This window comes from Kitasatospora indigofera (genome assembly GCF_014655955.1).
GTDB lineage: Bacteria > Actinomycetota > Actinomycetes > Streptomycetales > Streptomycetaceae > Kitasatospora > Kitasatospora indigofera.
Genome location: NZ_BNBO01000035.1, coordinates 23,475 through 47,420, shown reverse-complemented (window position 1 = coordinate 47,420; position 23,946 = coordinate 23,475). Strand labels below are relative to the sequence as shown.

The 23,946-nt window shown below is 74.4% G+C and carries 22 protein-coding genes and 1 riboswitch; of the genes, 11 read left to right on the top strand and 11 right to left on the bottom strand.

Annotated features, from left to right (window positions below):
* Window position 1: 1 nt before the first annotated feature.
* Window positions 2-115, top strand: a riboswitch (TPP riboswitch).
* The 5 genes from thiO to IE329_RS25950 all read left to right on the top strand — a co-directional run bounded on the left by thiO (window position 109) and on the right by IE329_RS25950 (window position 5,780).
* Window positions 109-1,335, top strand: coding sequence for a glycine oxidase ThiO (gene thiO, locus IE329_RS25970; RefSeq protein ID WP_190213399.1), 1,227 nt, complete (start codon window positions 109-111; stop codon window positions 1,333-1,335). Its footprint overlaps the riboswitch before it by 7 nt.
* The gene (gene thiS / locus IE329_RS25965) at window positions 1,332-1,541 is read left to right on the top strand and encodes a sulfur carrier protein ThiS (protein WP_190213427.1); all 210 of its coding nucleotides are present in this window, start codon (window positions 1,332-1,334) and stop codon (window positions 1,539-1,541) included. The genes thiO and thiS overlap by 4 nt, the downstream gene beginning before the upstream one ends.
* Window positions 1,542-1,621: 80 nt before the next feature.
* Window positions 1,622-2,365 (top strand): thiazole synthase, encoded by a 744-nt coding sequence (locus tag IE329_RS25960; RefSeq protein WP_229912977.1) that lies wholly within the window; start codon window positions 1,622-1,624, stop codon window positions 2,363-2,365.
* Window positions 2,366-2,512: 147 nt separating this feature from the next.
* Window positions 2,513-4,267, top strand: coding sequence for a Stk1 family PASTA domain-containing Ser/Thr kinase (pknB, locus tag IE329_RS25955; RefSeq protein WP_229927762.1), 1,755 nt, complete (start codon window positions 2,513-2,515; stop codon window positions 4,265-4,267).
* 133 nt (window positions 4,268-4,400) lie between these two features.
* Window positions 4,401-5,780 carry an FAD-binding oxidoreductase gene (locus IE329_RS25950; protein WP_190213397.1) on the top strand — a complete coding sequence of 460 codons (1,380 nt, stop codon included), beginning with the start codon at window positions 4,401-4,403 and terminating at the stop codon, window positions 5,778-5,780.
* A gap of 81 nt (window positions 5,781-5,861) precedes the next feature.
* Here IE329_RS25950 and IE329_RS25945 read toward each other — a convergent pair whose 3' ends face one another.
* Window positions 5,862-6,491 carry a sulfite oxidase-like oxidoreductase gene (locus IE329_RS25945; RefSeq protein ID WP_190213396.1) on the bottom strand — a complete coding sequence of 210 codons (630 nt, stop codon included), beginning with the start codon at window positions 6,489-6,491 and terminating at the stop codon, window positions 5,862-5,864.
* Window positions 6,492-6,695: 204 nt separating this feature from the next.
* Here IE329_RS25945 and bfr point away from each other — a divergent pair, with 204 nt between their 5' ends.
* On the top strand, window positions 6,696-7,175 hold the full coding sequence (gene bfr, locus IE329_RS25940; protein ID WP_190213395.1) for a bacterioferritin: 480 nt from the start codon (window positions 6,696-6,698) through the stop codon (window positions 7,173-7,175).
* Window positions 7,176-7,374: 199 nt separating this feature from the next.
* On the opposite strand, the gene IE329_RS25935 is transcribed toward bfr, so the two are convergent.
* Together IE329_RS25935 and IE329_RS25930 are read right to left on the bottom strand one after the other, a co-directional pair.
* The gene (locus IE329_RS25935) at window positions 7,375-7,689 is read right to left on the bottom strand and encodes a (2Fe-2S)-binding protein (RefSeq protein WP_190213394.1); all 315 of its coding nucleotides are present in this window, start codon (window positions 7,687-7,689) and stop codon (window positions 7,375-7,377) included.
* A gap of 235 nt (window positions 7,690-7,924) precedes the next feature.
* Entirely contained in the window at window positions 7,925-9,262 is a 1,338-nt protein-coding gene (locus tag IE329_RS25930; RefSeq protein ID WP_190213393.1) for a class II 3-deoxy-7-phosphoheptulonate synthase, read from the bottom strand.
* A gap of 303 nt (window positions 9,263-9,565) precedes the next feature.
* Between IE329_RS25930 and IE329_RS25925 the strand changes: the two genes are divergently transcribed.
* Window positions 9,566-11,530 carry an anthranilate synthase family protein gene (locus IE329_RS25925; protein WP_190213392.1) on the top strand — a complete coding sequence of 655 codons (1,965 nt, stop codon included), beginning with the start codon at window positions 9,566-9,568 and terminating at the stop codon, window positions 11,528-11,530.
* A gap of 130 nt (window positions 11,531-11,660) precedes the next feature.
* On the opposite strand, the gene IE329_RS25920 is transcribed toward IE329_RS25925, so the two are convergent.
* From IE329_RS25920 to IE329_RS25910, 3 genes are all read right to left on the bottom strand, one after another.
* Entirely contained in the window at window positions 11,661-12,332 is a 672-nt protein-coding gene (locus IE329_RS25920) for a response regulator (RefSeq protein ID WP_073923301.1), read from the bottom strand.
* Entirely contained in the window at window positions 12,329-13,456 is a 1,128-nt protein-coding gene (gene macS, locus IE329_RS25915) for a MacS family sensor histidine kinase (RefSeq protein WP_190213426.1), read from the bottom strand. The genes IE329_RS25920 and macS overlap by 4 nt, the downstream gene beginning before the upstream one ends.
* A 190-nt stretch (window positions 13,457-13,646) precedes the next feature.
* Window positions 13,647-14,540, bottom strand: a complete 894-nt coding sequence (locus tag IE329_RS25910; protein ID WP_190213425.1) for a lysophospholipid acyltransferase family protein — start codon at window positions 14,538-14,540, stop codon at window positions 13,647-13,649.
* 223 nt (window positions 14,541-14,763) lie between these two features.
* On the opposite strand from IE329_RS25910, the gene IE329_RS25905 reads away from it, so the two are divergent.
* The 3 genes from IE329_RS25905 to IE329_RS25895 all read left to right on the top strand — a co-directional run bounded on the left by IE329_RS25905 (window position 14,764) and on the right by IE329_RS25895 (window position 17,252).
* A complete protein-coding gene (locus IE329_RS25905; RefSeq protein ID WP_190213391.1) occupies window positions 14,764-15,558 on the top strand; it encodes an alpha/beta hydrolase in 795 nt (264 codons plus the stop codon).
* A 10-nt stretch (window positions 15,559-15,568) separates the two neighbouring features.
* On the top strand, window positions 15,569-16,345 hold the full coding sequence (locus tag IE329_RS25900; protein WP_229927756.1) for a hypothetical protein: 777 nt from the start codon (window positions 15,569-15,571) through the stop codon (window positions 16,343-16,345).
* A 208-nt stretch (window positions 16,346-16,553) separates the two neighbouring features.
* Entirely contained in the window at window positions 16,554-17,252 is a 699-nt protein-coding gene (locus tag IE329_RS25895; RefSeq protein ID WP_190213390.1) for a hypothetical protein, read from the top strand.
* A 37-nt stretch (window positions 17,253-17,289) separates the two neighbouring features.
* Here IE329_RS25895 and IE329_RS25890 read toward each other — a convergent pair whose 3' ends face one another.
* The 5 genes from IE329_RS25890 to IE329_RS25870 all read right to left on the bottom strand — a co-directional run bounded on the left by IE329_RS25890 (window position 17,290) and on the right by IE329_RS25870 (window position 21,731).
* A complete protein-coding gene (locus IE329_RS25890; RefSeq protein ID WP_190213389.1) occupies window positions 17,290-18,093 on the bottom strand; it encodes an endonuclease/exonuclease/phosphatase family protein in 804 nt (267 codons plus the stop codon).
* Window positions 18,094-18,356: 263 nt separating this feature from the next.
* Window positions 18,357-19,301, bottom strand: a complete 945-nt coding sequence (locus tag IE329_RS25885; protein ID WP_190213388.1) for an ROK family glucokinase — start codon at window positions 19,299-19,301, stop codon at window positions 18,357-18,359.
* A 193-nt stretch (window positions 19,302-19,494) separates the two neighbouring features.
* A complete protein-coding gene (locus IE329_RS25880) occupies window positions 19,495-19,995 on the bottom strand; it encodes a DUF5304 family protein (protein ID WP_190213387.1) in 501 nt (166 codons plus the stop codon).
* A 67-nt stretch (window positions 19,996-20,062) separates the two neighbouring features.
* Window positions 20,063-21,280, bottom strand: coding sequence for an ArsA family ATPase (locus tag IE329_RS25875; protein WP_190213386.1), 1,218 nt, complete (start codon window positions 21,278-21,280; stop codon window positions 20,063-20,065).
* A 16-nt stretch (window positions 21,281-21,296) separates the two neighbouring features.
* A complete protein-coding gene (locus IE329_RS25870; RefSeq protein ID WP_190213385.1) occupies window positions 21,297-21,731 on the bottom strand; it encodes an SRPBCC family protein in 435 nt (144 codons plus the stop codon).
* 287 nt (window positions 21,732-22,018) lie between these two features.
* On the opposite strand from IE329_RS25870, the gene IE329_RS25865 reads away from it, so the two are divergent.
* On the top strand, window positions 22,019-23,812 hold the full coding sequence (locus tag IE329_RS25865) for an AMP-dependent synthetase/ligase (RefSeq protein WP_190213384.1): 1,794 nt from the start codon (window positions 22,019-22,021) through the stop codon (window positions 23,810-23,812).
* Window positions 23,813-23,946 lie beyond the last annotated feature (134 nt).

Sequence of the window (23,946 nt, the reverse complement as noted above, 5' to 3'; positions counted from 1 at the left end):
CGGTCCGTACCACGGGAGCCCGGCGGACCGGGCTGAGAGGCGGGCTGGCACGGCCTGCGACCGTCCGAACCTGATCCGGGTCATTCCGGCGAAGGGAGAGCAGGGACTTTGACACGCTTCACGAGCGGCGCCACGACGGACGTCCTCGTCGTCGGCGGCGGCATCATCGGCCTCGCGGTGGCCTGGCGGGCCCGGCAGCGCGGCCTCGGGGTGGTCGTGGCCGACCCCGCGCCCGGCGGCGGCGCCGCCCAGGTCGCGGCCGGGATGCTGGCCCCGGTCACCGAGCTGCAGTACGGCGAGGAGCCGCTGCTGAGGCTCGGGATGGCCTCCAACGAGCGGTACGCGGCGTTCACGGCCGAGCTGGAGGAGGCCTCCGGCCTGCCGACCGGCTACCGCGCCTGCGGCACCCTCGCCGTCGCGCTGGACTCCGACGACCGCGAGGAGCTGCGCGAGCTGCACGCCTTCCACCGGCGGCTCGGCCTGGACTCGGCCTGGCTGACCGGACGCGAGTGCCGCAAGCTCGAACCGATGCTGGCCCCCGGGGTCCGCGGCGGGCTGCACGTCGCCGACGACCACCAGGTGGACGGCCGCCGGCTGGCCGCCGCGCTGGTGGCGGCCTGCGAGCGGGCCGGGGTGCTGCTGCACCGCGCCGAGGCCGTCGAGCTGCTGGTGGCCGGCGGCCGGGCCACCGGGGCCCGGCTGAGCACCGGCGAGCTGCTGGGCGCCGGCCAGGTGGTGCTCGCGGCCGGCCCGCGCAGCCACCTGCTGCCCGGCCTGCCCGAGGGGGTGCTGCCGCCGGTCCGCCCGGTGAAGGGCCAGATCCTGCGGCTGCGGGTGCCCGAGGCGTACCGGCCGTTCCTGTCGCGCAACGTCCGCGCCGTGGTGCGCGGGCAGCACCTCTACCTGGTGCCGCGCGAGGACGGCGAGCTGGTGATCGGCGCGACCAGCGAGGAGCAGGGGTACGACACCACCGTGACGGCCGGCGGGGTGTACGAGCTGCTCCGCGACGCCCACGAGCTGGTCCCGGGGATCACCGAGCTGCCGCTGGTGGAGACCTCCGCCGGGCTGCGCCCCGGCTCCCCCGACAACGCCCCGCTGCTCGGTCCGACCGCGTTGCCGGGCCTGGTCGCGGCGACCGGCCACTACCGCAACGGCGTGCTGCTCACCCCGGTGACCGGCGACCTGCTGGCCGAGTACCTGGCCACCGGTGCGACACCCCCGCTGGCCGCGCCGTTCTCCCCCGGCCGGTTCGCCGCCGGCCCGCCGGCCGCCGCGGCCGTCCCCGCCGGCGCCGCCCCCTCCGACCTCTCCACTCCCGCAAAGGCACTGGCATGACCGATATCTCACTCTCCGTCAACGGCGAGCCCCGGCAGGTGCCCGCCCGGAGCACCCTCGCCGAGCTGGTGGCCGGCGTCAGCGCCGCGCCCTCCGGGGTCGCCGCGGCGGTCAACGAGACCGTGGTGCCGCGCAGCGCCTGGGCCGGGACCGGGCTCGCCGCGGGCGACCGAGTCGAGATCCTCACCGCCGTGCAGGGGGGCTGAGCGCCGTGACCGGCACCGCGACCGCCGACGAGAAGGACCTCCTGACGATCGCCGGCACCACCTTCGGCTCCCGCCTGATCATGGGCACCGGCGGGGCGCCGAGCCTGGACGTGCTGGAGCAGGCCCTGCGGGTCTCCGGCACCGAGCTGACCACGGTCGCGATGCGCCGGGTGAGCACCTCCACCCAGGGTTCGGTGCTGGACGTGCTGACCCGCAACGGCATCCGGGTGCTGCCCAACACGGCGGGCTGCTTCACCGCCGGCGAGGCCGTGCTGACGGCCCGGCTGGCCCGCGAGGCGCTCGGCACCGACTGGGTCAAGCTGGAGGTCATCGCGGACGAGCGGACCCTGCTGCCCGACCCGATCGAGCTGCTGGACGCCGCCGAGACGCTGGTCGACGACGGCTTCACGGTGCTGCCGTACACCAACGACGACCCGGTGCTGGCCCGCAAGCTGGAGGACGTCGGCTGCGCGGCGATCATGCCGCTGGGCTCACCGATCGGCTCCGGCCTCGGCATCCGCAACCCGCACAACTTCCAGCTGATCGTGGAGAGCGCCACGGTGCCGGTGATCCTGGACGCCGGCGCGGGCACCGCCTCCGACGTGGCGCTCGCCATGGAGCTCGGCTGCGCCGCCGTGATGCTGGCCTCCGCCGTCACCCGCGCCCAGGACCCGGTCCTGATGGCCGAGGCGATGCGGCACGCGGCCGAGGCCGGGCGGCTCGCCCACCGGGCCGGGCGCATCCCGCGCCGCTTCCACGCCGAGGCCTCCTCGGCGATGGCCGGCCGGGCCGACCTCGACCACCGGGAGCGGCCGGCGTTCTGAGCAGCGGCGTTCCCCGGGGCGGCCCTCCGGGGCGGCGTTCCGGGGGGGCCTCGGCGTGGACGTGTCACAAGCCGGGCACAAGCGGCCCCGGGCGCGGTGTCCGCCCGGGGCCGCCGGCCTCGGCGCCCCTACACTTCCCTGGTGGACATGGCACTGCACGACCCGTTGATCGGTACCCTGCTGGACGGCCGGTACCGGGTCGAGCAACGGATCGCGACCGGTGGCATGGCCACCGTCTACCGGGGCACCGACACCCGGCTGGACCGGGTGCTGGCGCTCAAGGTGATGCACCCCGCGCTGGCCGGCGACGCCGACTTCACCGACCGTTTCATCCGCGAGGCCAAGGCCGTGGCCCGGCTCTCGCACCCCAACGTGGTCAACGTCTTCGACCAGGGCGCCGACGGCGGCACGGTCTTCCTGGCGATGGAGTACGTCCCGGGCCGGACCCTGCGGGACGTGCTGCGGGACCGCGGCGCACTGTCCGCGCGGGCCGCCCTGGACATCCTGGAGCCGGTGCTGGCGGCGCTCGGCTCCGCGCACCGCGCCGGGCTGGTGCACCGGGACGTCAAGCCGGAGAACGTGCTGATCACCGACGGCGGGCTGGTGAAGGTCGCCGACTTCGGGCTGGTCCGGCTGCTGAACGGCGCCGACGGCGCGGTCACCACCAGCACGGCCGGCGCGGTGCTCGGCACCGTCTCCTACCTGGCGCCCGAGCAGATCCGGCCGGAGGGGGCCACCGACCAGCGGGTGGACGTCTACGCGGCGGGCATCGTGCTGTACGAGATGCTCACCGGCGACCGGCCGCACACCGGCGAGAACGCCGTCCAGGTGATCTACCGCCATCTGCACGAGGACGTGCCCGCGCCGTCCCTGGCCGTCCCCGGCATCACGCCCGGCCTGGACGCCATAGTCGCCTCGGCCACCGCCCGCGATCCCGGGGCCCGCCCCTACGACGCGGTCGAGCTGCTCGCCGCCCTGCAGCGGGTGCGGCGCACCCTGACGCCGGCCCAGCTCGACGCCGAGCCGCCGGCCTCCACCCGGCCCAGCCCGGCGTTCCCGACCACCGAGCCGACCTCGGTGATCCAGCCCCCGGTGGAGCACACCAGTGTGCTGGACGTCCCGCCGGAGCTGATGGACGCGCTGCTCACCGGGCCCCGCCCCTACGACGAGCCGCCGGCCGCCGGGGGGAAGCGGCCCGGGCGGCGGCCGCCGCGGCCGCGCCGCTCACGCGCGCCGCTGGTCTGGGGCGCGGTGCTGGCCGCCGTGCTGCTGCTGGTGGGCGGCGCGACGTACGCGCTGTCCGGCGCGGTCTACACGAAGGTGCCCGGCGTGCTCGGCAAGAGCCGGGCGGAGGCCGTCTCGGTGCTGGCGGCGGCCGGCCTGCAGGGCAGCTTCACCGAGGCGTACAGCGAGACCGTCCCGGCCGGCGCGGTGATCGGCACCGATCCGGACGTCGGCCGCCGGGTCCGCAAGAGCGACCCGGTGGCGGTGACCGTCTCGCGCGGGCCGCAGCGGATCGCGGTGCCCGACCTCACCGGGAAGACCCTCGACCAGGCCCGGCAGGCGCTGGCCGCCGCGCAGCTGGCGCCCGGGACCAGCAACGAGCAGTACGACGACGTCGTGCCGCAGGGCTCGGTGATCAGCAGCTCCCCTGCCGCCGGGGAGCTGCTGCCGGTGAACGCGCCGGTGTCGCTGCTGGTCAGCAAGGGCATGGTGGCCGTCCCCGACGTGGGCGGGATGACCAAGGACGACGCCACCAAGGCGCTCACCGACGCCGGGTTCAAGGTGCAGAGCAACGGCCTGAACCTGTTCGGCACCGGCAAGGTCTCCGGGCAGAACCCGGCCGCGGGCCAGCGCCGTCCGCAGGGCACCACGGTGGTCATCAGCTTCCCGCTGATCTGAGGCCGCCCGGGCTTCGGGGGCCCGGCTCCCGAAGCCCGGGCGGCCCGGCTTGAGGCCTCACCCGATCGGCGTAGCGTGAAAGGAAGGCCCCTGCCGGGGCTTCCCGCAGCCGGTACCCCGAGGAGTGGTCCCCATGGCCGGGCACACTGTCGACGACTTAAGAGAACGCACCCGGGGTGACGTGGTGACCCCGCAGGACAGGGGCTACGACGAGGCCCGCAAGGTCTACAACGCCACCGCGGACCGCCGGCCCGCGGCCGTCGTCCGGTGCGCGAACGCCGGCGACGTGATGGCCACCGTCAACTACGCCCGCGAGATGGGCCTGGACCTCGCCGTACGCGGCGGCGGGCACAGCGCGCCCGGCTACGGGACCTGTGACGACGGCGTGGTCGCCGACCTGTCCGGTCTGCGCGGGGTGCGCGTCGACCCGGCGACCCGGACGGCCCGCGCGGAGCCGGGCGCGACCTGGGGCGACCTGAACGCCGCCACCCACGCCTTCGGCCTCGCCACCACCGGCGGGATCGTCTCCACCACGGGCATCGCCGGGCTGACGCTCGGCGGGGGCTTCGGCTACCTCTGCCGGACCATGGGGCTGACCTGCGACAACCTGCTGTCCGCCGATGTGGTGACGGCCGACGGCCGGTTCCTGACCGCCGACGCCGACCGGAACGCCGACCTGTTCTGGGCGCTCCGCGGGGGCGGCGGCAACTTCGGCGTGGTGACCTCGTTCGAGTACCGGCTGAGCCCGGTCGACCAGGTCGTCGCCGGCCCGATGCTGTTCGAGCTGGAGCACATGGAGAACATCCTGAAGTTCTACCGGGAGTTCGTCCAGGACGCTCCCGAGCAGCTCTTCCTCTTCCCCGGGTTCCAGACCGCGCCGCCGCTGCCGTTCATCCCCGAGGACCGGCACGGCGACGTGCTGGGCATCGTGGTGGTCTGCTGGTCCGGGCCGGTCGAGGAGGCCGACCGGGTGCTCCGGCCGCTGCGCGACCTGGCTCCCCGGGTCGCCGAGGCGGTCGGGCCGATGCCCTACCCGGCGATCAACAGCGCCTTCGACCCGCTGCTGCCGCCGGGCCTGCGGGAGTACTGGAAGGGCAGCTTCGCGACCGAGCTGACCGACGCGGCGATCGCGGCCCACCTGGAGCACGGCCCCCAGGTGCCGACCCTCAGCTCGACCATGCACATCTACCCCGTGAACGGAGCGCCGCAGCGGGTCGCGCCCGAGGCCACCGCGTACTCGTACCGGGAGGCGACGTTCTCCACCGTCATCCTGGCGGTCTGGGACGACCCGGCCGGCGACGCGGCGCAGACCGCCTGGGTGCGGGACTACTACGCGGCGGTGGCGCCGCACTCCGAGCCCGGCGGGTACATCAACTTCATGGGCGAGGACGACCAGGGCCGGGTCGAGGACAACTACCGGGGCAACTACGCCCGGCTGGCCGCGGTGAAACGGCAGTACGACCCGGGCAACCTGTTCCACCTCAACCAGAACATCAAGCCGGCCGCGGCCTGACGCGCCCGGCTCCGGTCCTCCTCCGGACGGCTCCGGACGAGGGCCGGCGGCTCCGGACGCCCGGAGCGGGCCGTCCGGCAGCTAGCGCAGCGGCCCGTCGCCGGGCTCCTCCTGGTACGAGAAGCGCTTCTCGGTCCAGGGGTCGGCCCGGTTGTGGTAGCCGCGCTCCTCCCAGAAGCCGCGGCGGTCGGCGCGCATGTACTCCACCGCACGCACCCACTTGGGCCCCTTCCAGGCGTACAACTGGGGCACCACCAGCCGGACCGGGAAGCCGTGCTCCACGGTGAGCGGCTCGCCGTTGTGGTGGGTGGCGAAGACGGTGCGGAGGTCGGCGAAGTCCTCCAGCCGGAGGTTGGCGCTGTACCCGTACTCGGCCCACACCATGACGTGGGTGACGCCGGGGGCCGGGGGCACCTGGTCGAGGACGGCCGACGCCGGCACGCCGGTCCAGTCGTTGCCGAGCATCGAGAACCGGGTCACGCAGTGGAAGTCGGCCTGCACGGTGACCCGGGGCAGGGCGTGGAAGCCGGTGAAGTCCCAGCTGTGCTTCTCGGCCGAGGCGGTCGCCCCGAACACCTGGAAGTCCCAGGTCAACGGCTTGAAGCGGGGAACGGGCCCGTAGTGCAGGACGGGCCAGCCGCGCTGCAGGCGCTGGCCCGGTGGGAGCCTCGGGTCAGACGGTGGAAGTGGTTCTTGTTCGGACTGACCCATGCCTCCATGGTGACAGACGGCGCGTGGTGCTACGTGCGCGCCCCTTGTCCGCGCCGCACGCCCGCCCGCGCAGAGCAATGAAGCGCAAATCAGATAATCCGGCACATCCCCGTGTGAGTGTGAACTTACTGGAAATACCACCCAGCACGATGCCAGGATGCGGGCAGCCGTGGATCCCGGAAGCACAGCAGGAAGGCAGACGCCATGAAGGGTGACCCCGAGGTCATCGAGTTCCTCAACGAGCAGCTCACCGCCGAGCTGACCGCCATCAACCAGTACTTCCTGCACGCCAAGATGCAGGAGAACTTCGGCTGGACGAAGCTCGCGAAGTACACCCGCCACGAGTCCTTCGACGAGATGAAGCACGCCGAGATCCTCACCGACCGGATCCTCTTCCTGGACGGGCTCCCGAACTACCAGCGGCTGTTCCACGTCCGGGTCGGCCAGAACGTCAAGGAGATGTTCGACGCGGACCGCCAGGTCGAGGTCGAGGCGATCGACCGCCTGCGGCGCGGGATCGTGGTGATGCGTGCCAAGAACGACGTCACCTCGGCCAACATCTTCGAGTCGATCCTCGCGGACGAGGAGCACCACATCGACTACCTCGACACCCAGCTCGAACTGCTGGAGAAGCTCGGCGAGCCGCTCTACCTGGCCCAGCTGATCGAGCAGCCGGAGTCGTAGGGCCGGCAGCACCCGGGAAGAACCGCGAGGAGCACCGCGGCGGCGACGCCCGGCCGCAGGCGTGTCGCCACCGGACCCGCGGCGCGCCCGGCGGGCGGCCGGACGGCGGGGCGAACGGGCGGCTCAGGGATCGACCGGCGGCTCACGGGCGGACCGGCGGCGGGGCGGAGGCGGAGCAGGCGCCGAGCGGGCGCGCGACCTAGGCGGCGCGCAGCGGGGCCGGCTCCAGCGACCGGACGGCCGGCAGCGGTGCCCGCCCGGCCGGGGCCGGCGCGGGGGCCGGCTGGCCGGCGTCGCTCTCCGGGTCGGTGAGGCCGAGCTTGGCGGCCAGCCGGGCGGTCGGGCACGGCCGGGCGCCGTGCTCGCCCAGCAGGGCCTGGATCCGGCGGACGCAGGAGCCGCAGTCGGTGCCCGCCTTGCAGCCCTTGGCGATCTGGCGGGGGCTGTTGGCGCCGGCGTCGATGGCCTTCTTCACCTGGTCCTCGGTGACCGCATGGCACATGCACACGTACATCGCGGTCTCTCCCAGGTGGTTCGGGGATGATCTCGGGGTGGATCCCGGCGGGATCCGGAGATGATCTAGGAAGGCTTGCCTTAGCTCACTAAGCCTTACCTTACCCGCCGATCCGGGTACGAAAAAGCCCCTCCGGGCTCGGGAATCCCGAAACCGGAGGGGCCTTCGTCACATCACGGGCGTTCTGCCGGGCACGGCCCGGCCGTGGTGGGCGCCGGGGCGGCGGCCACCGCGGTCAGTGACCGCCGCGGTACATCTCGGCCACCAGGAACGCGAGGTCCAGCGACTGGCTGCGGTTGAGCCGCGGGTCGCAGGCCGTCTCGTAGCGCTGGTGCAGGTCGTCGACCAGCACCTCGTCGCCGCCGCCGACGCACTCGGTGACGTCGTCGCCGGTCAGCTCCACGTGGATGCCGCCCGGGTGGGTGCCGAGCGCGCGGTGCACCTCGAAGAAGCCCTTGACCTCGTCGAGCACGTCGTCGAAGCGGCGGGTCTTGTGGCCGCTGGAGGCCTCGAAGGTGTTGCCGTGCATCGGGTCGCAGATCCACACCGGCTGGGCGCCGGAGGCGGTGACCTTCTCCACCAGGGTGGGCAGGTGATCGCGGATCTTGCCCGCGCCCATCCGGGTGATGAAGGTGAGCCGGCCGGGCTCGCGCTCGGGGTCGAGCCGCTCGATCAGGGTGAGCGCCTCCTCGACCGTGGTGGTCGGGCCGAGCTTGACGCCGATCGGGTTGCGGATCTTCGACGCGAACTCGATGTGCGCCCCGTCCAGCTGGCGGGTGCGCTCACCGATCCAGACCATGTGGCCCGACACGTCGTACAGGTCACCGGTGCGCGAGTCCACGCGGGTCAGCGCGGTCTCGTAGTCCAGCACCAGCGCCTCGTGCGAGGAGTAGAACTCGACGGTCTTGAACTCCTCGGGAGCGACCCCGCAGGCCTGCATGAAGGCCAGCGCGTTGTCGATCTCCTTGGCCAGCTTCTCGTACCGCTGGCCGGACGGGGAGTTGCGCACGAAGTCCTGGTTCCAAGCGTGCACCTGGCGCAGGTCCGCGTAGCCACCGGTGGTGAAGGCACGGACCAGGTTGAGCGTGGCGGCGGACGCGTTGTACATCCGCTTCAGGCGCTCGGGGTCGGGGATGCGGGATTCGGGGGTGAACTCGAAGCCGTTCACCGAGTCACCCCGGTAGACGGGCAGGGTCACGCCGTCGCGGGTCTCGGTCGACTTGGAGCGCGGCTTGGAGTACTGGCCCGCGATCCGGCCGACCTTGACCACCGGCACGGAGGCGGCGTACGTCAGCACGGCGGCCATCTGCAGCAGGGTCTTGAGCTTGTTGCGGATCTGCTCGGCCGACACGCCGTCGAAGGCCTCGGCGCAGTCGCCGCCCTGCAGCAGGAACGCCTCACCACGCGCGACGGCACCGAGCCGGGCGCGCAGCTGGTCACACTCGCCTGCGAAGACGAGCGGCGGATACGAGGCGAGGTCCGCAAGAGACTTGCGCAGCGCCTCAGGATCCGGCCATTCAGGCTGCTGCGCCGCGGGCAGGGACTGCCAGGTGTGGAGATTTGTCACGGTCACGTTGCCAAGGCTACGGGGTGTGACAACAGAATTGTGCGCGCTGCCCGATGGATGAGACGCGTCGTGGACATATCCGTGACCGGCCTCACTTCCGCGGCGCATCCGCTACGCTCTGCACCATGAACGCGCCGCACACCTTCTCCTGGTGGTGGACCATCCCCGAGGTGGCCCACCGATAGCGCGTCCCTGACGACACGACGGCCGCCCCTCGGGGCGGCCTTCTGCGTATCGCGAGCAGTTCGGCCCTCCCGGAAAAGCGGATCCAGTACCGCATCCCGAGCCTTCCCGGAAGGAAGCCGCACCGTGACCAGTCCCACAGAGCTGCTCGCCCGCCTGACCGCCCCCGGCGCCCCCGCCTTCGCCCTGCTGCACCGCCGGGCGCCCCGGCTGGCGCCGGACACCGTGGAGGTGCTGCTCGGCACGGCCGGCTCCTACCAGCAGCTCGCCGACCTGCCGGTGCCGGCCGGTGTCCCGGCGGACGGCCCGCGGCACGACCTGCTGGCGCTCGTCCCGTACCGCCAGATCCGGGAGCGCGGCTTCGACGCGCACGACGACGGCACCCCGCTGCAGGCGATCTCGGTGGCCGAGGAGCACGCCTTCCCGCTGGCCGAGCTGCTGCCGGCGCTGCCGCAGCTGCCGGTCTCGTTGTCCGGCGGCGGCTTCGACATCGACGACGAGAGCTACGCGGAGATCGTCCGCCGGGTGATCCAGGACGAGATCGGGCGCGGCGAGGGCGCCAACTTCGTCATCCGGCGGGACTTCACCGCCACCCTGGACGGCTTCGGGCCGGCCCTCGCCCTCTCGCTCTTCCGCCGGCTGCTGGAGCAGGAGCGCGGCGCGTACTGGACCTTCCTGGTGCACACCGGGGAGAGGGTCCTGGTCGGCGCCTCCCCCGAGGTGCACGTGCGGCAGTCCGGCGGCACGGTCGTGATGAACCCGATCTCCGGCACCTACCGCTATCCGGCGGCCGGCCCCGGCATCGACTCGCTGCTCGAATTCCTCCAGGACCCCAAGGAGCTGGAGGAGCTCACCATGGTGGTCGACGAGGAACTCAAGATGATGTGCACCGTCGGCGACCTCGGCGGCCAGGTGCTCGGCCCGCGGCTCAAGGAGATGGCCCACCTCGCGCACACCGAGTACGAGCTGCGCGGCCGCACCTCGCTGGACGTCCGCGAGGTGCTCAAGGAGACCATGTTCGCCGCCACCGTCACCGGCAGCCCGGTGCAGAACGCCACCCGGGTGATCAAGCGGTACGAGCCCACCGGACGCGGCTACTACTCCGGCGCGCTGGCCCTGATCGGCCGCTCCGCCAGCGGCGGGCAGCTGCTGGACTCCCCGATCTGCATCCGCGCCGCCGACATCGACCCGGCCACCGGCCGGCTCGTGGTGCGGGTCGGCGCGACCCTCGTACGGCACTCCGACCCGCACGGCGAGGTCGCCGAGACGCACGCCAAGGCCGCCGGTGTGCTGACCGCGATCGGCGCCCGGCCCGCCCCCGCGCACCGGCTCCCCCGGCCCGGCGGGCCCCGGCTCTCCGACGACCACCGGGTGCAGACCGCGCTGGACGCCCGGCGGGCGAACCTGGCGCCGTTCTGGCTGCGGATGCAGGAGCCGGCCACCGTCACCGAGGCGCTGCCCACCCTGGTCGTCGACGGCGAGGACACCTTCACCTCGATGCTCGCCCACCTGCTGGCCTCGCTCGGCCACCAGGTCTCGGTGCTCCGCTACGACACCCCCGGCCTGCGCGAGCGGGTCGCCGCCCATCCCGGCACCCTGGTGCTCGGCCCCGGCCCGGGCGACCCGGCCGACGCCGCCGACCCCAAGATGGCGCTGCTGCGGCCGATCGTGGCCGACGCCCTGGCCGCGGCCCGGAGCGGCGCCCGCACCGCACCGCTGCTCGCCGTCTGCCTCAGCCACCAGCTGCTCTCGGACGCCCTCGGGCTGCCGCTGGCCCGCAAGGCCGTGCCCTACCAGGGCGCCCAGGAGACGGTGGACCTGTTCGGCGAGCGCCGCACCGTCGGCTTCTACAACACCTTCACGGCCCGCTGCTCGGACGCCGAGGCCGCCCGGCTGGCCGCCGGGGGCGTCGAGGTGGCCCGCGACCCGGCCACCGGCGACGTGCACGCGCTGCGCGGTCCCGGCTTCGCCGGCCTGCAGTTCCACCCCGAGTCGGTGCTCACCCGGGACGGCGTCGACATCGTCGCCGGGCTGCTGGCCCGCCCGGGGGTGCGGGGCGCGGCCGGCGCCGCCCTGCTCGGCCGGGGCTGAGGGCCGGCACCGGACCGCCCGCCCCGGACCGCCCGCCCCGGACCGCCCGCACGGGACCGGCCGCCCCGGACCGCCGCGCGCGGTGCGGGGCGGCCGGGTGCGGGCGGACTGACGGCGGGCGGACGGGCCGTCAGGCCTCGTCGTCCAGGCCCTGCTCGATCGCGTAGCGGACCAGCTCGACCCGGTTGTGCAGCTGGAGCTTGCCCAGGGTGTTCTGCACGTGGTTCTGCACCGTCCGGTGCGAGAGCACCAGGCGGTCGGCGATCTGGCGGTACGACAACCCCTTGGCGACCAGCCGCAGCACCTCGGTCTCCCGCGCGGTGAGCTGCGGGGCGGCGGGCGCCGAGGCCTGCGCCGGCTCGGCCGCGAGCCGGCGGAACTCGCCCAGCACCAGCCCGGCCAGGCCGGGGGTGAAGACGGCGTCGCCGACGGCCGTGCGGCGCACCGCGTCCAGCAGTTCGTCCCGCCCGGCCGACTTCACCAGGTACCCGGTGGCACCGGACTTGACGGCCTCCAGCACGTCCGCGTGCTCGCCGCTGGCGGACAGCACCAGCACCCGCACCGACGGGTCCTGGCCCACCACCTGGCGGCACACCTCGACCCCCGGCAGGCCGGGCAGGTTGAGGTCGAGCACCACCACCTGCGGGCTGCAGGCCCGGGCCCGGCGCACCGCCTCCTCGCCGTCCCCGGCGGTGGCGACCACGTCCAGGCCGGCCTCGGCGAGGTCCCGGGAGACCGCCTCCCGCCACATCGGGTGGTCGTCCACCACCATCACCCGCAGGGCGTCCTGTTCCACCGTCATGCTCCCTCCCTGGGGACCCGCAGTTCGACCTCGACGCCCTCGCCCGGCACCGAGTACAGCTCGGCGCTGCCGCCGAGGTCCAGCAGCCGGCCCCGGATCGACTGCGAGACGCCGAGGCGCCCGCTGCGCTCGGCCTCGCCCAGCCGGCCCGCCGCGAAGCCGGGCCCGTCGTCGCGGATGCTGACGGTGACCGCGTCCGGCTCGTCCTCGACCAGGATCCAGGCCCGGGCGCCGGGGCCGGCGTGCCGGTGCACGTTGTCCACGGCCGCGCCGACGGCGGCGGCCAGTTCGCCGGCCACCGGCCCCGGCAGCAGCACCGGCGTGCCCGGGGCGGAGACGGTGACCCGCTCGCCGGCGTACGGGGTGACCAGGGTGCGCAGGTCCGCCGGCTCGGCCGCGCCCTGGTGCGGCAGCGGCCCGCCGGTCATCAGCGCGCGCAGGGCGCGCTCCTGCTCGCCGGCCAGCCGGCCGAGCTCGGCCAGCCCCGGCGCGTTCCCGGCCGTCTGCTCGCCGCCCCGCCGCTGGACCAGCGCCAGCACCTGCAGCACGCCGTCGTGGATGTCCCGGGAGAGCCGCTCGCGCTCCCGGGTGGCCGACTCCACCTGGAGGGCCCGGGTGAGCGCGGCCTCGCTGGCGCGGGCCAGCTCGATCACGTACCCGATGGCGCAGCCGGCCACCATCAGCAGCACGATGTTGTGGACGTTGTCGCCGGTGAAACCGCCGTGGCCGAAGATGTTCGCGACCCCGATCAGGGTGCCCGCGAAGGCCGCCGGGCGCCAGCCGCCCTTGGCGGCGAAGCCGAGCACGGTGCCGGCCGCCCAGATGGTGGGCAGGGTGGGCGCGCCGGCCTGGACCCGGGCCGGGTCGTCGACGATGCCGCTCATCACCACGCCGGTCAGGGTGAGTGCCAGGTCGGTGCCCAGCACGTACCAGGTGCACCGCTGCGGGCCGGCGAAGGAGCGGATGGTCGCGAGCGTCCACAGGGTCAGGGCGCCCAGGTAGATCCAGCCGGCGACGGGGTGCAGGAAGTCGTCGTAGGAGTTGAGGTAGCGCAGCAGCGCGTAGCCCAGCGCCAGCACCCGGAAGTACGAGATGGCGCGCCAGAGCGGCAGCTCGACGGACATCCCGCCGGCCGCCAGCGTGCCGCCGACACCGGTCGGGCCGCCGAAGCCGCCGAAACCCGCGACCGGGCCGGCGGCGGGCCGCGCGACCGCGGTGCCCGTACCCGGTCCCGGTCCGCTGCCGCCGTCGGCGCCGGGACCGCCGCTGCCGTCCGTCATGAGCCCTCCCCTGGCGGTGGCGGTCGGACCAGGCCTAGGCCTGACCGCTGTCCTTCTCGTCGTCGGCCTTCTGCTGCCGGGCGGCCTCCGGCCCGGCCTGCCCGGCCGCCGCCTTCTCGGCCTCGGCCTGCTCCGCCGCCGCCTGCTCCGCCGCCGCCTGCTCGGCCGCCGCCTTCTCCGCCTCGGCCTTCTCCGCCTTCAGCGCGGCCTGCTCGGCCTTCTGGGCGGCCTTGCGGTCGGCGTCGGTGCGCTTCTTGTCGTCGGCGATCTGCCGCTTGGCGGCGGTCGCGTAGATGTCCACGTACTCCTGGCCGGAGAGGCGCATGATCTCGTACATCACCTCGTCCGTCACCGAGCGCAGGATGAACCGGTCGTTCTCCATCCCCTGGTAGCGGGAGAAGTCGAGCGGGCGGCCGATCCGGATGCCGGGACGGATGCCGAAGTTGGGGACCACCTGGCCGGGCGGCTGCACCTTCTCGGTGTCGATCATGGCCACCGGGATCACCGGTGCGCCGGTCGCCAGTGCGACCCGGGCCAGGCCGCCGACCTTGCCCCGGTACAGCTTGCCGTCGGGCGAGCGGGTGCCCTCGGGGTAGACGCCGAAGAGTTCGCCGCGCTCGATCACCGCGACGGCGCTGCGGATCGCCGCCTCGCCGGCGCCGCGGACGCCCGAGCGGTCCACCGGGAGCTGGCCGACGCCCTTGAAGAAGGCCGCGGTCAGCTTGCCCTTCACCCCGGGGGTGTTGAAGTACTCCGCCTTGGCGATGAACGTCACCCGGCGCTTCATGAGTGCGGGCAGGAAGAAGGAGTCCGAGAAGGAGAGGTGGTTGCTCGCGATGATCGCGGCACCCTCTTCGGGGATGTTCTCCGCCCCCTCCATCCACGGCCGGAAGAAGATCCGTAGCAATGGCGCGACGATCATCTTCATCAGTCGGTAGAACAACGCCGGGCCTCCTGTTTAGCGGACCGGTCGATCCTAATGCCCAGCGGCCCTCCCCGGCGCCGCCGCCCCGCCCCGGCCGGACGCGGAGGGCGTTCCGGCGGGGTGTACGAGCCGCCCCGACGCGTGGGACGATGCGGCTCCAGCGCTCCCGCCCGGGCCACCCGCGCGCGGTCGCCCCGCCCCCGCGAACGCGAAGGAGCCCCCACCCATGCCGCTGCTGCCCGGTGCCGAGCCTTTCCACCACCGGGGCGGCCCGGTCGGCGTCCTGCTCTGCCACGGCTTCACCGGCTCGCCGCAGTCGCTGCGCCCGTGGGCGGACCACCTCGTCGAGGCCGGCCTGACGGTCTCCCTGCCGCTGCTGCCCGGGCACGGCACCCGCTGGCAGGACATGCAGGTCACCCGCTGGGAGGACTGGTACGCCGAGGTCGAGCGGGAGTTCCTGGCGCTTCGCGAGAGCTGCGAGCAGGTCTTCGTGCTCGCCCTGTCGATGGGCGGCGCGCTCGCCCTGCGGCTGACGGCCGTGCACGGCGAGGCGGTCGCCGGCCTGGTGCTGGTCAACCCGTCGGTGCGCTCGGACAACCCCGCGAGCGTGCTGCTCCCGGTGCTGCGGCACGTGCTGCCGAGCCTGCCCGGGGTGGCGAACGACATCGCGCTGGAGGGCTCCCGCGAGGTCGGCTACGACCGCACCCCGCTGCACGCAGCCTGGTCGCTGTCCCTGCTGTGGAAGGACGTCCAGGCCAGGCTCCCGCAGGTGCGCCGGCCGGTGCTGCTCCTCCACAGCCCGCAGGACCACGTGGTCTCGCCGGCCAACTCGGAACTGGTCCTCGCCCGGATATCCTCGACCGACGTGACGGAGCGACTGTGCGAACGCAGTTTCCACGTCGCGACGCTGGACCACGACGCGGCGGAAATATTCGGGGCGAGTCTGGACTTCATCCGACGGCTGGCCCCGTCGCTCGCGACGGGCGCCACCCGGGTCGAATCCGACGATCACCAAGGCTGAAGGGCCGGAAGTGCACGAGAGCAGCACGGCGGGCAGCGAGGACGAGCCGCCCCGCGAGGACGGTCTGAAGAAGGCGGCCGAGGAGCCGGCGGACGCGCGCCCGGAGGCCGGTGACGACACCGGGGGTCCGGCCGCCGAACCTGTCGGCGGCACGGCCGCGGGCAGCGGGACGGTGGCCACCGGCGGCCCCGGAGCCCCGGGCGGTCCTGCTGCCCCGGGCGCCGGCGGTGCCTCCGGCGCGGCCGGTACCGAGGCGGGCGCGGCGCCGCCGGCCCGCCGGGTGCCCGAGCGCAGCCAGGCCGAGCAGGACGAGATCTTCGCCGCCCTGGTCGCGCAGTTCGACGAGCCCGCCGGCCTGAACAGCCCGGACTGGCCCGAGAGCGAGAACCTGCGCGGCCGGGGCGAGTCGCGGAGCGGAACGGCGAGCGCCACCGCCGACCTCGCCGACCTGGCCCCGCAGCCGCGCCCCCGGCCCGCCCAGCCGGTCGTCCCGGCCGCCGGCCCGCGCGACTACGAGGCCGCCGAGGACCCGGACGAGGGCCACTTCGTGCCGCCGGAGCCGCCGCCGCTCCCCGAGGCCGACGTCACCGCCAAGTTCGCCTGGCTCGCCGTCCTCGGCGGCCCGGCGCTGCTGCTCTTCGACGCCGTGTTCTGGCAGGAGGTCGCCGGGTGGCCGGCCTGGGTCGGCGTCACGGCCTTCCTCGGCGGCTTCGTCACCCTGGTCGTCCGGATGAAGGACCGCGACGAGGACGAGCCCGAGGACCCGACCGGCGGCGCGGTCGTCTGACCCCGGGCGCGGTCGTCCCTGAGCCGGGCGTTCCGTGCGGCCGGACGGCGGCCGGACGCAGGCCGGGCGGTGCTGGCCGGGAGCGGTCCGTGCGGAGGGGGCGGTCCGCGCCGGGGCACCCGTCCGGGCGCGCGGGCGGGCGGGCCCCGCCTACGGTGGTGGGGCCGGGTGTCCGCCCGGTTCCGGCTCCTCCGGGAGGCGACGGCCCATGCGTGCCACCCCTGCCGTCCGCGCGGTTTCGCTGCTGGCTCCGTCCAACGGCGCCCAGGTGATCGACGGCCAGGGCCAGGGGTTCAACGCCGACATCTTCGTCACCACCCTGGCGGGGCCGGCCTTCCCCGCCCACGTCACCATCGCTCCCGGGGACACCGCCCTGGGGTTCGTCTCCTTCCAGCTGCCGGCCGACTCCACCCTGGCGAAGGTCCGGTTCACCCTGGACTCCGGCTTCGCGGACGCCACCGGGCGGTGGCGGGTGGACCCGGCGGCGAGGAGCTCGCAGGCGACCACGGCCCCGCGGGACACCGGCGCCCCCTCGGGGACCACCCCACCGGCCTCCCCGGCCGCCGGCCCGGCCGCCGCGGACGCCCGGGCGGCCGTCGAGGCGTACTTCGCCGCCCTGAACGCCAAGGACTACCCGGCCGCCTGGGCCCTGGGCGGCAGGAACCTCGGCTCCTCGTACCAGGACTTCAGGGCGGGCTTCGCCTCGACCACGCGGGACGACGTCACCGTGACGACGGTGAACGGCCCGGTGGTCGGCGTCGTCCTGGACGCCGTGCAGACCGACGGCAGCCACCGGGTCTTCACCGGGACCTGCACCGTGCGCGGCGGCGTGATCGTCGGCGCGGACATCCACCGAGCCGGCCCGCCCCCGGACGCGACGGCCGGCGGCCCGCTCCCCCGGACGTGACCGCCGGCGGCGTCGACGACCGCCGGCCCGCCCACGGTCAGCCGGCCGGCGCCGGGATCTCCAGGACAGCGAGCACCGGCAGGTGGTCGGTGGCGGCCCGCAGGTCGGCCCCGCCGACCCCGGGCAGGCCGTGCGGGACGCCGCAGGCGAGGACCCGGACGCCGGGTGTCGCGAAGACCGCGTCGATCCGCTGGTAGGGGTTGTCCGGGACGGAGGTGAAGGTGCCGCCCCAGGGCGCGGTCGGATGACCGTCCTGGAAGCGCCCGGCGAGCAGCTGCCAGCCGGGGCCGTCGGGGTGCTCGTTGAAGTCGCCGGCGATCACCCCGTGCTCCCCCGGCGCGATCTGCCCGGGCAGCAGCTCGAACTGGGTGTACCGCTCCGCGGGGTCCAGGCTGAGGTGGCAGCTGGTGACCGAGAAGGGCGCGCTGCCGCCGGCCCGGAGCACGGCGGTCGCGAACCCGCGGGCGTGCAGGCCGCGGGTCTTGGGCAGCAGCCGGTCCCGGACGGCGAGGACGTCGAGGCCGGGGCGGCCGAGCAGCAGCGGACCGGCCGCCACCCGCCCGCCGCCGGAGAGGATCTCCGTACCGGTGTGCCGGGCCAGCCAGGCCGCCTGGCCGCCGGGCCGCCAGTAGCGCGGGGACTCCTGGACGCAGACCACGTCCGGCTCGCAGGCCCGGACGACCCGGGCCAGGGCCCGCCGGTCGTCGCGCAGCGAGCGGATGTTGTAGCTGAGCAGGCGTACCCGGTGGCCGCCGTCCGGCCCCGGCCCGGAGGGCGGGAGCGCCGGCGGGGCGGGACGGGCCGGGTGCGGCGGCCCGGGGCTCCGGGGCTGGTCGGTCACGGTGTCGTCCCCTCCTGCGCCAGGGCCTGTCCGGCGGACAGGCCCTCGGGCGGTCCACCGGCCACGATAGGCCCGCCGCCCGTCCGCGCGGGGCAGGAACACCACGACGGCGGGGCGGGTGCCCGGCACGCGGTGGCCGGGCGGCAGGGCCGGCGGGCCGGAGAACGCCGCGACGGCGGGGCGGGGGGTGAGGGCCTCCCCGCCCCGCCGTCGGCGGAGCAAGCGAACCGGGTCGTACGGGCCGACCGGGCGAGTGGTGCGGGTCAGACGGTGCGGGCCAGGTCGCCCGCGCCGGCGATGCCGGCGGCCGAACCCATCGAGGCCAGCACGACCTCGGCACGCGGGCGGTGGACGCCGCCGGTGAGGTAGCGCTGGAAGGCCTTGGCGACCGGGTCGAGCAGCAGCCGGCCGGAGTCGGAGACACCGCCGCCGAGCACGAAGACGCCCGGGTCGAAGAGGGCGGCGAGATCGGCCATGCCGCGGCCGAGCCAGTCGGCCAGCTCGTCGTAGCACTCCAGGGCCAGCGGGTCGCCGTCCTCGGCCGCCTCGGTGATGTGGATGCCCCGGATGGTCTCGGCGACGCCGTCGTTGAGCTCCAGCATCCGCTTGCCGCGCACCGGGTCGGCGGCGGCCTTCTCGCGGCCGTAGCGGCGCAGCGCGCGGCCGGAGCCGTACTGCTCCCAGCAGCCCTTGCCGCCGCAGCCGCAGAGCACGCCGTCGGGGACCATGTTGAGGTGGCCGATCTCGCCGGCCACGCCGAACCGGCCGCGGTGCAGGCGGCCGTCCAGGACGATGCCGCCGCCGATGCCGGTACCGACGGTGATCAGCACCATGTCGGAGTGGGCCGCCGCCGCGCCGAACCGGAACTCGGCCCAGGCCGCGCAGTTGGCGTCGTTCTCGACGACCGTCTCAAGGCCGGTGAGTTCCTCGATCCGGGCCTTGAGCGGTTCGTTCTCCCAGTCGATGTTGGGCGCGAAGATCACCGTGGAGCGGTCCCGGTCGACGAAGCCGGGGGCCCCTACGCCCACCGCCGTCACGTCCGGGTGCAGTTCCTTGAGCTCGCGTACTGCCTGTGCGATGGCATCGACCGCCCACTGGGGGTCGGCCGGGGTGGGTACCCGGGTCCGGGCCAGGATCTCGCCTGCCTCGTCGACCACGCCGGCCGCAATCTTGGTACCGCCGACATCGACGCCGATGGTCAGAGCCATGTGTCCCTCAGCTATTCATCTCGTTCCCGCTGGACGGAAAGGTACCGTCCAAACCTGCTCCCGTACACACCGGCGCCTACATTATCCGAAAGCAATCCCGCGGGAACATGGCTGTCCGCTTTCAAAAGTCGTACGTTTCGAATCGCTGCGTCAGCTCCCGTCCGCCCTGAGTAACCGTGCCTGACCTGGCGATTCACTCCTTGTCGGACGGTCCGTCAGGCGTGTCGAGGTCAATGTGCTCACTCTCGGTACTGCCTCCCGCCGTCCACCGGCGTTCATGCCCGGAGACAGCGGCCCGATAGGCGGCGAGCAGTTCGCCCCCGGCCGCGGAGAGATGCCCGTACACTTCGGGGTGCTTCGCGCGAAGGACGCCCGGCAGCTCGGAGAGCGTTCCCAGCGAGCCCGCGGCGCCGCCCGGGGCGAGCGATCCCAGCGAACCGAGGGCCGCCGCCGCGAACTGCGGCAGGCCGGCCTCCTCCGCCTTCTCGCCGACGGCCTTGGCGAGGCGCCGGACCTCCTCCACCAGCAGACCCAGCTCCGGCCCGAACGGATGCTCCTTCCCGGCGTCCTGCCGCTCGCCCCGGCCGGGCCCGGCCTCCGTGCCGTCGCTGTCGCCGGGGCGCCCTCCGCCGGGGCTCGTGGCACCGGCGCTCTCGTCGGCGGGCCGGGCGGTCCGGTCGTCGGCAGTGGTCATCGCGGGCGCCTCCTCAGCTGCGGCCGCACCCGCGGCCGCCTCCCTCGACGCTACCGGAATCCGCCGCTCAGCCCCGGGGCCAGAGCGCCGGGTCCGGGGCGAACCGCACGGCGAGCACACCGTCGGCCAGGGCCGCACCGGTGACGGTGCAGCGGCGCAGCGCGGACGGCAGCGCCAGGATCCGACGGTACGCACCGATGCCGACCACCAGCTCGTCGCCGCGCCGGACCAGGTCCAGATCGGCCCGGTCGGCGCCCGGCAGGGCGATCCGCCAGACCAGCAGGCCCTCCTCGGCCAGCCGGTCCTCGACCGCCGGGAGCGCGGGGGCGGCGGGGGCCGGGCCGTCGCCGTCGCCGTACAGCCGGCCGGCGACCTCCTCCAGGGCGACCTCGGGGAGGGTGCTGACCAGCAGCGGCACGTCCAGCTCGGCGGCCAGGTCGTCCAGCAGCGCGCGCTGGCGGGCGGCCAGCGCGGCGAGCCACGGGTCCGGCGAGGAGGCCGCGGCGGGCGGCAGCGCGCGGTGCGCGACCACGGAGTCGGGCCGCAGGCCGTGCAGCGCGAGGCCGGCCCGGATCCGGCGCAGCTCGTCCACCGGGCCGGCCTCGGCCGCGACCACCAGGCGGACCGAGGTGCCCGGCGCGGTGATCGCGGCCCGGACCTCGGCCAGCGCGGCGGCCGCCTTCGTCCGGGCCTCGTAGAGCCACTCGGCGGGCATCGGGACGCCGGCCACGGCGGCCAGCAGCGGGCGCAGCGCGCGGGCGGCCTGGCGCTGCTCCGGCAGCAGCCGGGCGAGGTAGCGCTCCAGCTGCTCGGGCAGGGCGAGGACGGCGGTGAGCTCGGCGGGCGGCGGGGCGAGCACGACCAGCAGGTCGGCGTCGCAGGTGTGCAGGGCGCGCAGCATGGCCAGCCGGGAGGTGCCGGGGAGGGCGGTGAGCTCCTCCGGGTCCAGCGGATCGGCGCCGAGCAGGTCCAGGACGGGCTTCAGGCGGTCGCCGACCGCGCCGAGGGCCTGCCGGAAGGCGGCCTGCTCGTCGATCCGCGCGACCCGCAGCCCGGGGGCGTACTCCACGGGTTGCGCGCTCAGGCGGGTGCCGAGCAGGGAGTCGAGGGTGCGGTGCGGGTCGTCGGCGGCCAGCAGCAGGGTCCGGTGCCCCCGGCGGGCCGCGTGCAGGGCGGTGGCGGCGGCGACGGTGGCCGTCCCGCCGTCGCCGCTGACCAGGATGACGCGCGCCGGGGCCGGACGGCCCGGGGCGGCGGTGGTCGGATCGGAGCTGCTCACCGTCATGGCCGGCGGTCCGCCGTCAGCCCTCGACGCGCTTCTTCAGACCGGCGAGCGCACGGTCGATGATGACCTTCTCGGCCTTGCGCTTGATCATGCCGAGCATCGGGATCTTGACGTCGACGGCGAGCTGGTAGGTGACCTCGGTACCGCCGCTCCTCAGCGGGGCCAGGGTGTAGGAGCCGTCCAGGGTGCGGAGCATCTGGCTCTTGACCAGGGTCCAGCCGACCTCGCGGTCGCCGTCCCAGGTGTAGGCGAGCACGTGCTCGTCGCGGATGGCGCCGGCGTCGAGCAGCAGGCGGACCTGGGCGGCCCGGCCGGCGTCGTCGGTCTCCAGCACCTCGATCTCCTTCACCTCACCGGTCCAGGCCGGGTAGGCGGCGAAGTCGGCGATCACGGCCATGACCTCGGCCGGGGTTGCCTCGATGGTGATGCTCGCCCTGGTGTGCTCCGCCATTGGAATGGCCCTCCGCGTGATCCCGTGCGTGCCGGTCGGCTGTGCGCCGAGGGCAGGCTATCGCGATCGGCGTGGCGCTCGGCCCACGCCCCGTCAGGTGGCCCCGGGGGCTACCGGCAGGTCACCCCGGCGCTGCCGTAGGGTGCCATTCGAACGATCCCGTCCCGGCCGGGCCGGGCGCGGCCCGGGTGTGACGCTTCGAACACCGGAGCCGACCCCCCTGGCCGAACCCGCCTACTGGGCAGTAACGTCCTGGCGTCCCGCAGCGTCGCGAACGAGGAGCAGTCTTGCTCGACTTCAGCCTTCCGGCTCTCTACCAGGTACCGAGCGGCGGTAACCTCTCCGACCTGGTGCACCAGAACGCCGAGCGGCACCCGGGTGTCGCGGTGCTCAGCCGAAAGGCCGACGGGCAGTGGAGCGACCTGACCGCCGCGCAGTTCCTGGCCGAGGTGCACTCCGCCGCCAAGGGCCTGATCGCGGCGGGCATCGCCCCCGGCGACCGGGTGGGCGTGATGTCGCGGACCCGCTACGAGTGGACCCTGCTGGACTTCGCGATCTGGTCGGCCGGCGCGATCACCGTCCCGGTGTACGAGACCTCCTCCGCCGAGCAGGTCGAGTGGATCCTCGGCGACTCCGGGGCCGTCGCGGTGGTGACCGAGACGGACGCGCACGCCGCCGTGGTCGAGCAGGTCCGGGAGCGGCTGCCGGAGCTGCGGCAGACCTGGCAGATCGAGCGGGGCGCGCTGGCCGCGCTCGCCGTGGCCGGGGCCGACGTCACCGAGGCGACCGTGACCGAGCGCCGGTCGGTGCCGACCGCCGACTCGATCGCCACCATCGTCTACACCTCGGGCACCACCGGGCGCCCGAAGGGCTGTCAGCTCACCCACGGCAACTTCCTGGCCGAGCTGGGCAACGTGACGGCCCGTCTGGAGCCGCTGTTCCGGACCGGCGAGAGCTCGGTGCTGCTCTTCCTGCCGCTCGCCCACGTGCTGGGCCGGATCGCCGAGATCGCCGCCGCGATCGCCCCGATCAAGCTGGGCCACGTCTCGGACATCAAGGACGTCACCGCCGAGCTGGCCTCGTTCCGGCCGACCCTGATCCTGGGCGTCCCCCGGGTCTTCGAGAAGGTCTACAACACCGCCCGGGCCAAGGCCCAGGCGGACGGCAAGGGCAAGATCTTCGACCGGGCCGCCGACACCGCCATCGCGTACAGCCGGGCGCTGGACCAGGGCGGCGCGGGCCTGGGCCTGAGACTGAAGCACACGGTCTTCGACAAGCTGGTGTACAGCAAGCTGCGCGCGGCCCTGGGCGGCCGGGCCACCCACGCGATCTCCGGCGGGGCCCCGCTCGGCGAGCGTCTGGGCCACTTCTACCGCGGCATCGGCTTCACCGTGCTGGAGGGCTACGGCCTGACCGAGACCTGCGCGGCCACCGCCTTCAACCCGCACGACAAGCCGAAGATCGGCACCGTCGGGCAGCCGCTGCCGGGCTCCGCCGTGCGGATCGCCGAGGACGGCGAGGTGCTGCTCAAGGGCCCGCAGGTGTTCACCGGGTACTGGAACAACCCGAAGGCCACCGCCGAGGCGCTGCAGGACGGCTGGTTCGCCACCGGTGACCTGGGCACCCTGGACGACGAGGGCTACCTGTCGATCACCGGGCGCAAGAAGGAGATCATCGTCACCGCCGGCGGCAAGAACGTCGCCCCCGCGGTGATCGAGGACCGGATCCGCGCCCACGCGCTGATCGGCGAGGTCATGGTGGTGGGCGACCGCCGGCCGTTCATCGCCTGCCTGGTCACCGTGGACGAGGACTTCTTCCCCCGTTGGAAGGAGATCAACGGCAAGCCGGCCACCGCCACCGTCGCCGAACTGCGCGAGGACGCGGACCTGCTGGCCGCTCTGCAGTCCGCCGTGGACGACGGCAACGCCGCCGTCTCGCACGCCGAGGCGGTGAAGAAGTTCCGGGTGCTGGACACCGTCTTCTCCGAGGCCAGCGGGCACCTCACCCCCTCGCTCAAGCTCAAGCGCAACCTGGTGCTGAAGGACTTCGCGGCGGACGTGGAGGCGCTCTACCAGCGCTGATCCCCACCGCCGCACGGGTACGGCCCGCCGGTCGTCCGTCCGAACCCGGACGGTCACCGGCGGGCCGTACCCGTCGGGCGGGGCAGGCCGCCCCTCGGCGGGCCCGCCGCACGGGGCGCCCGCGACCCAGGGCG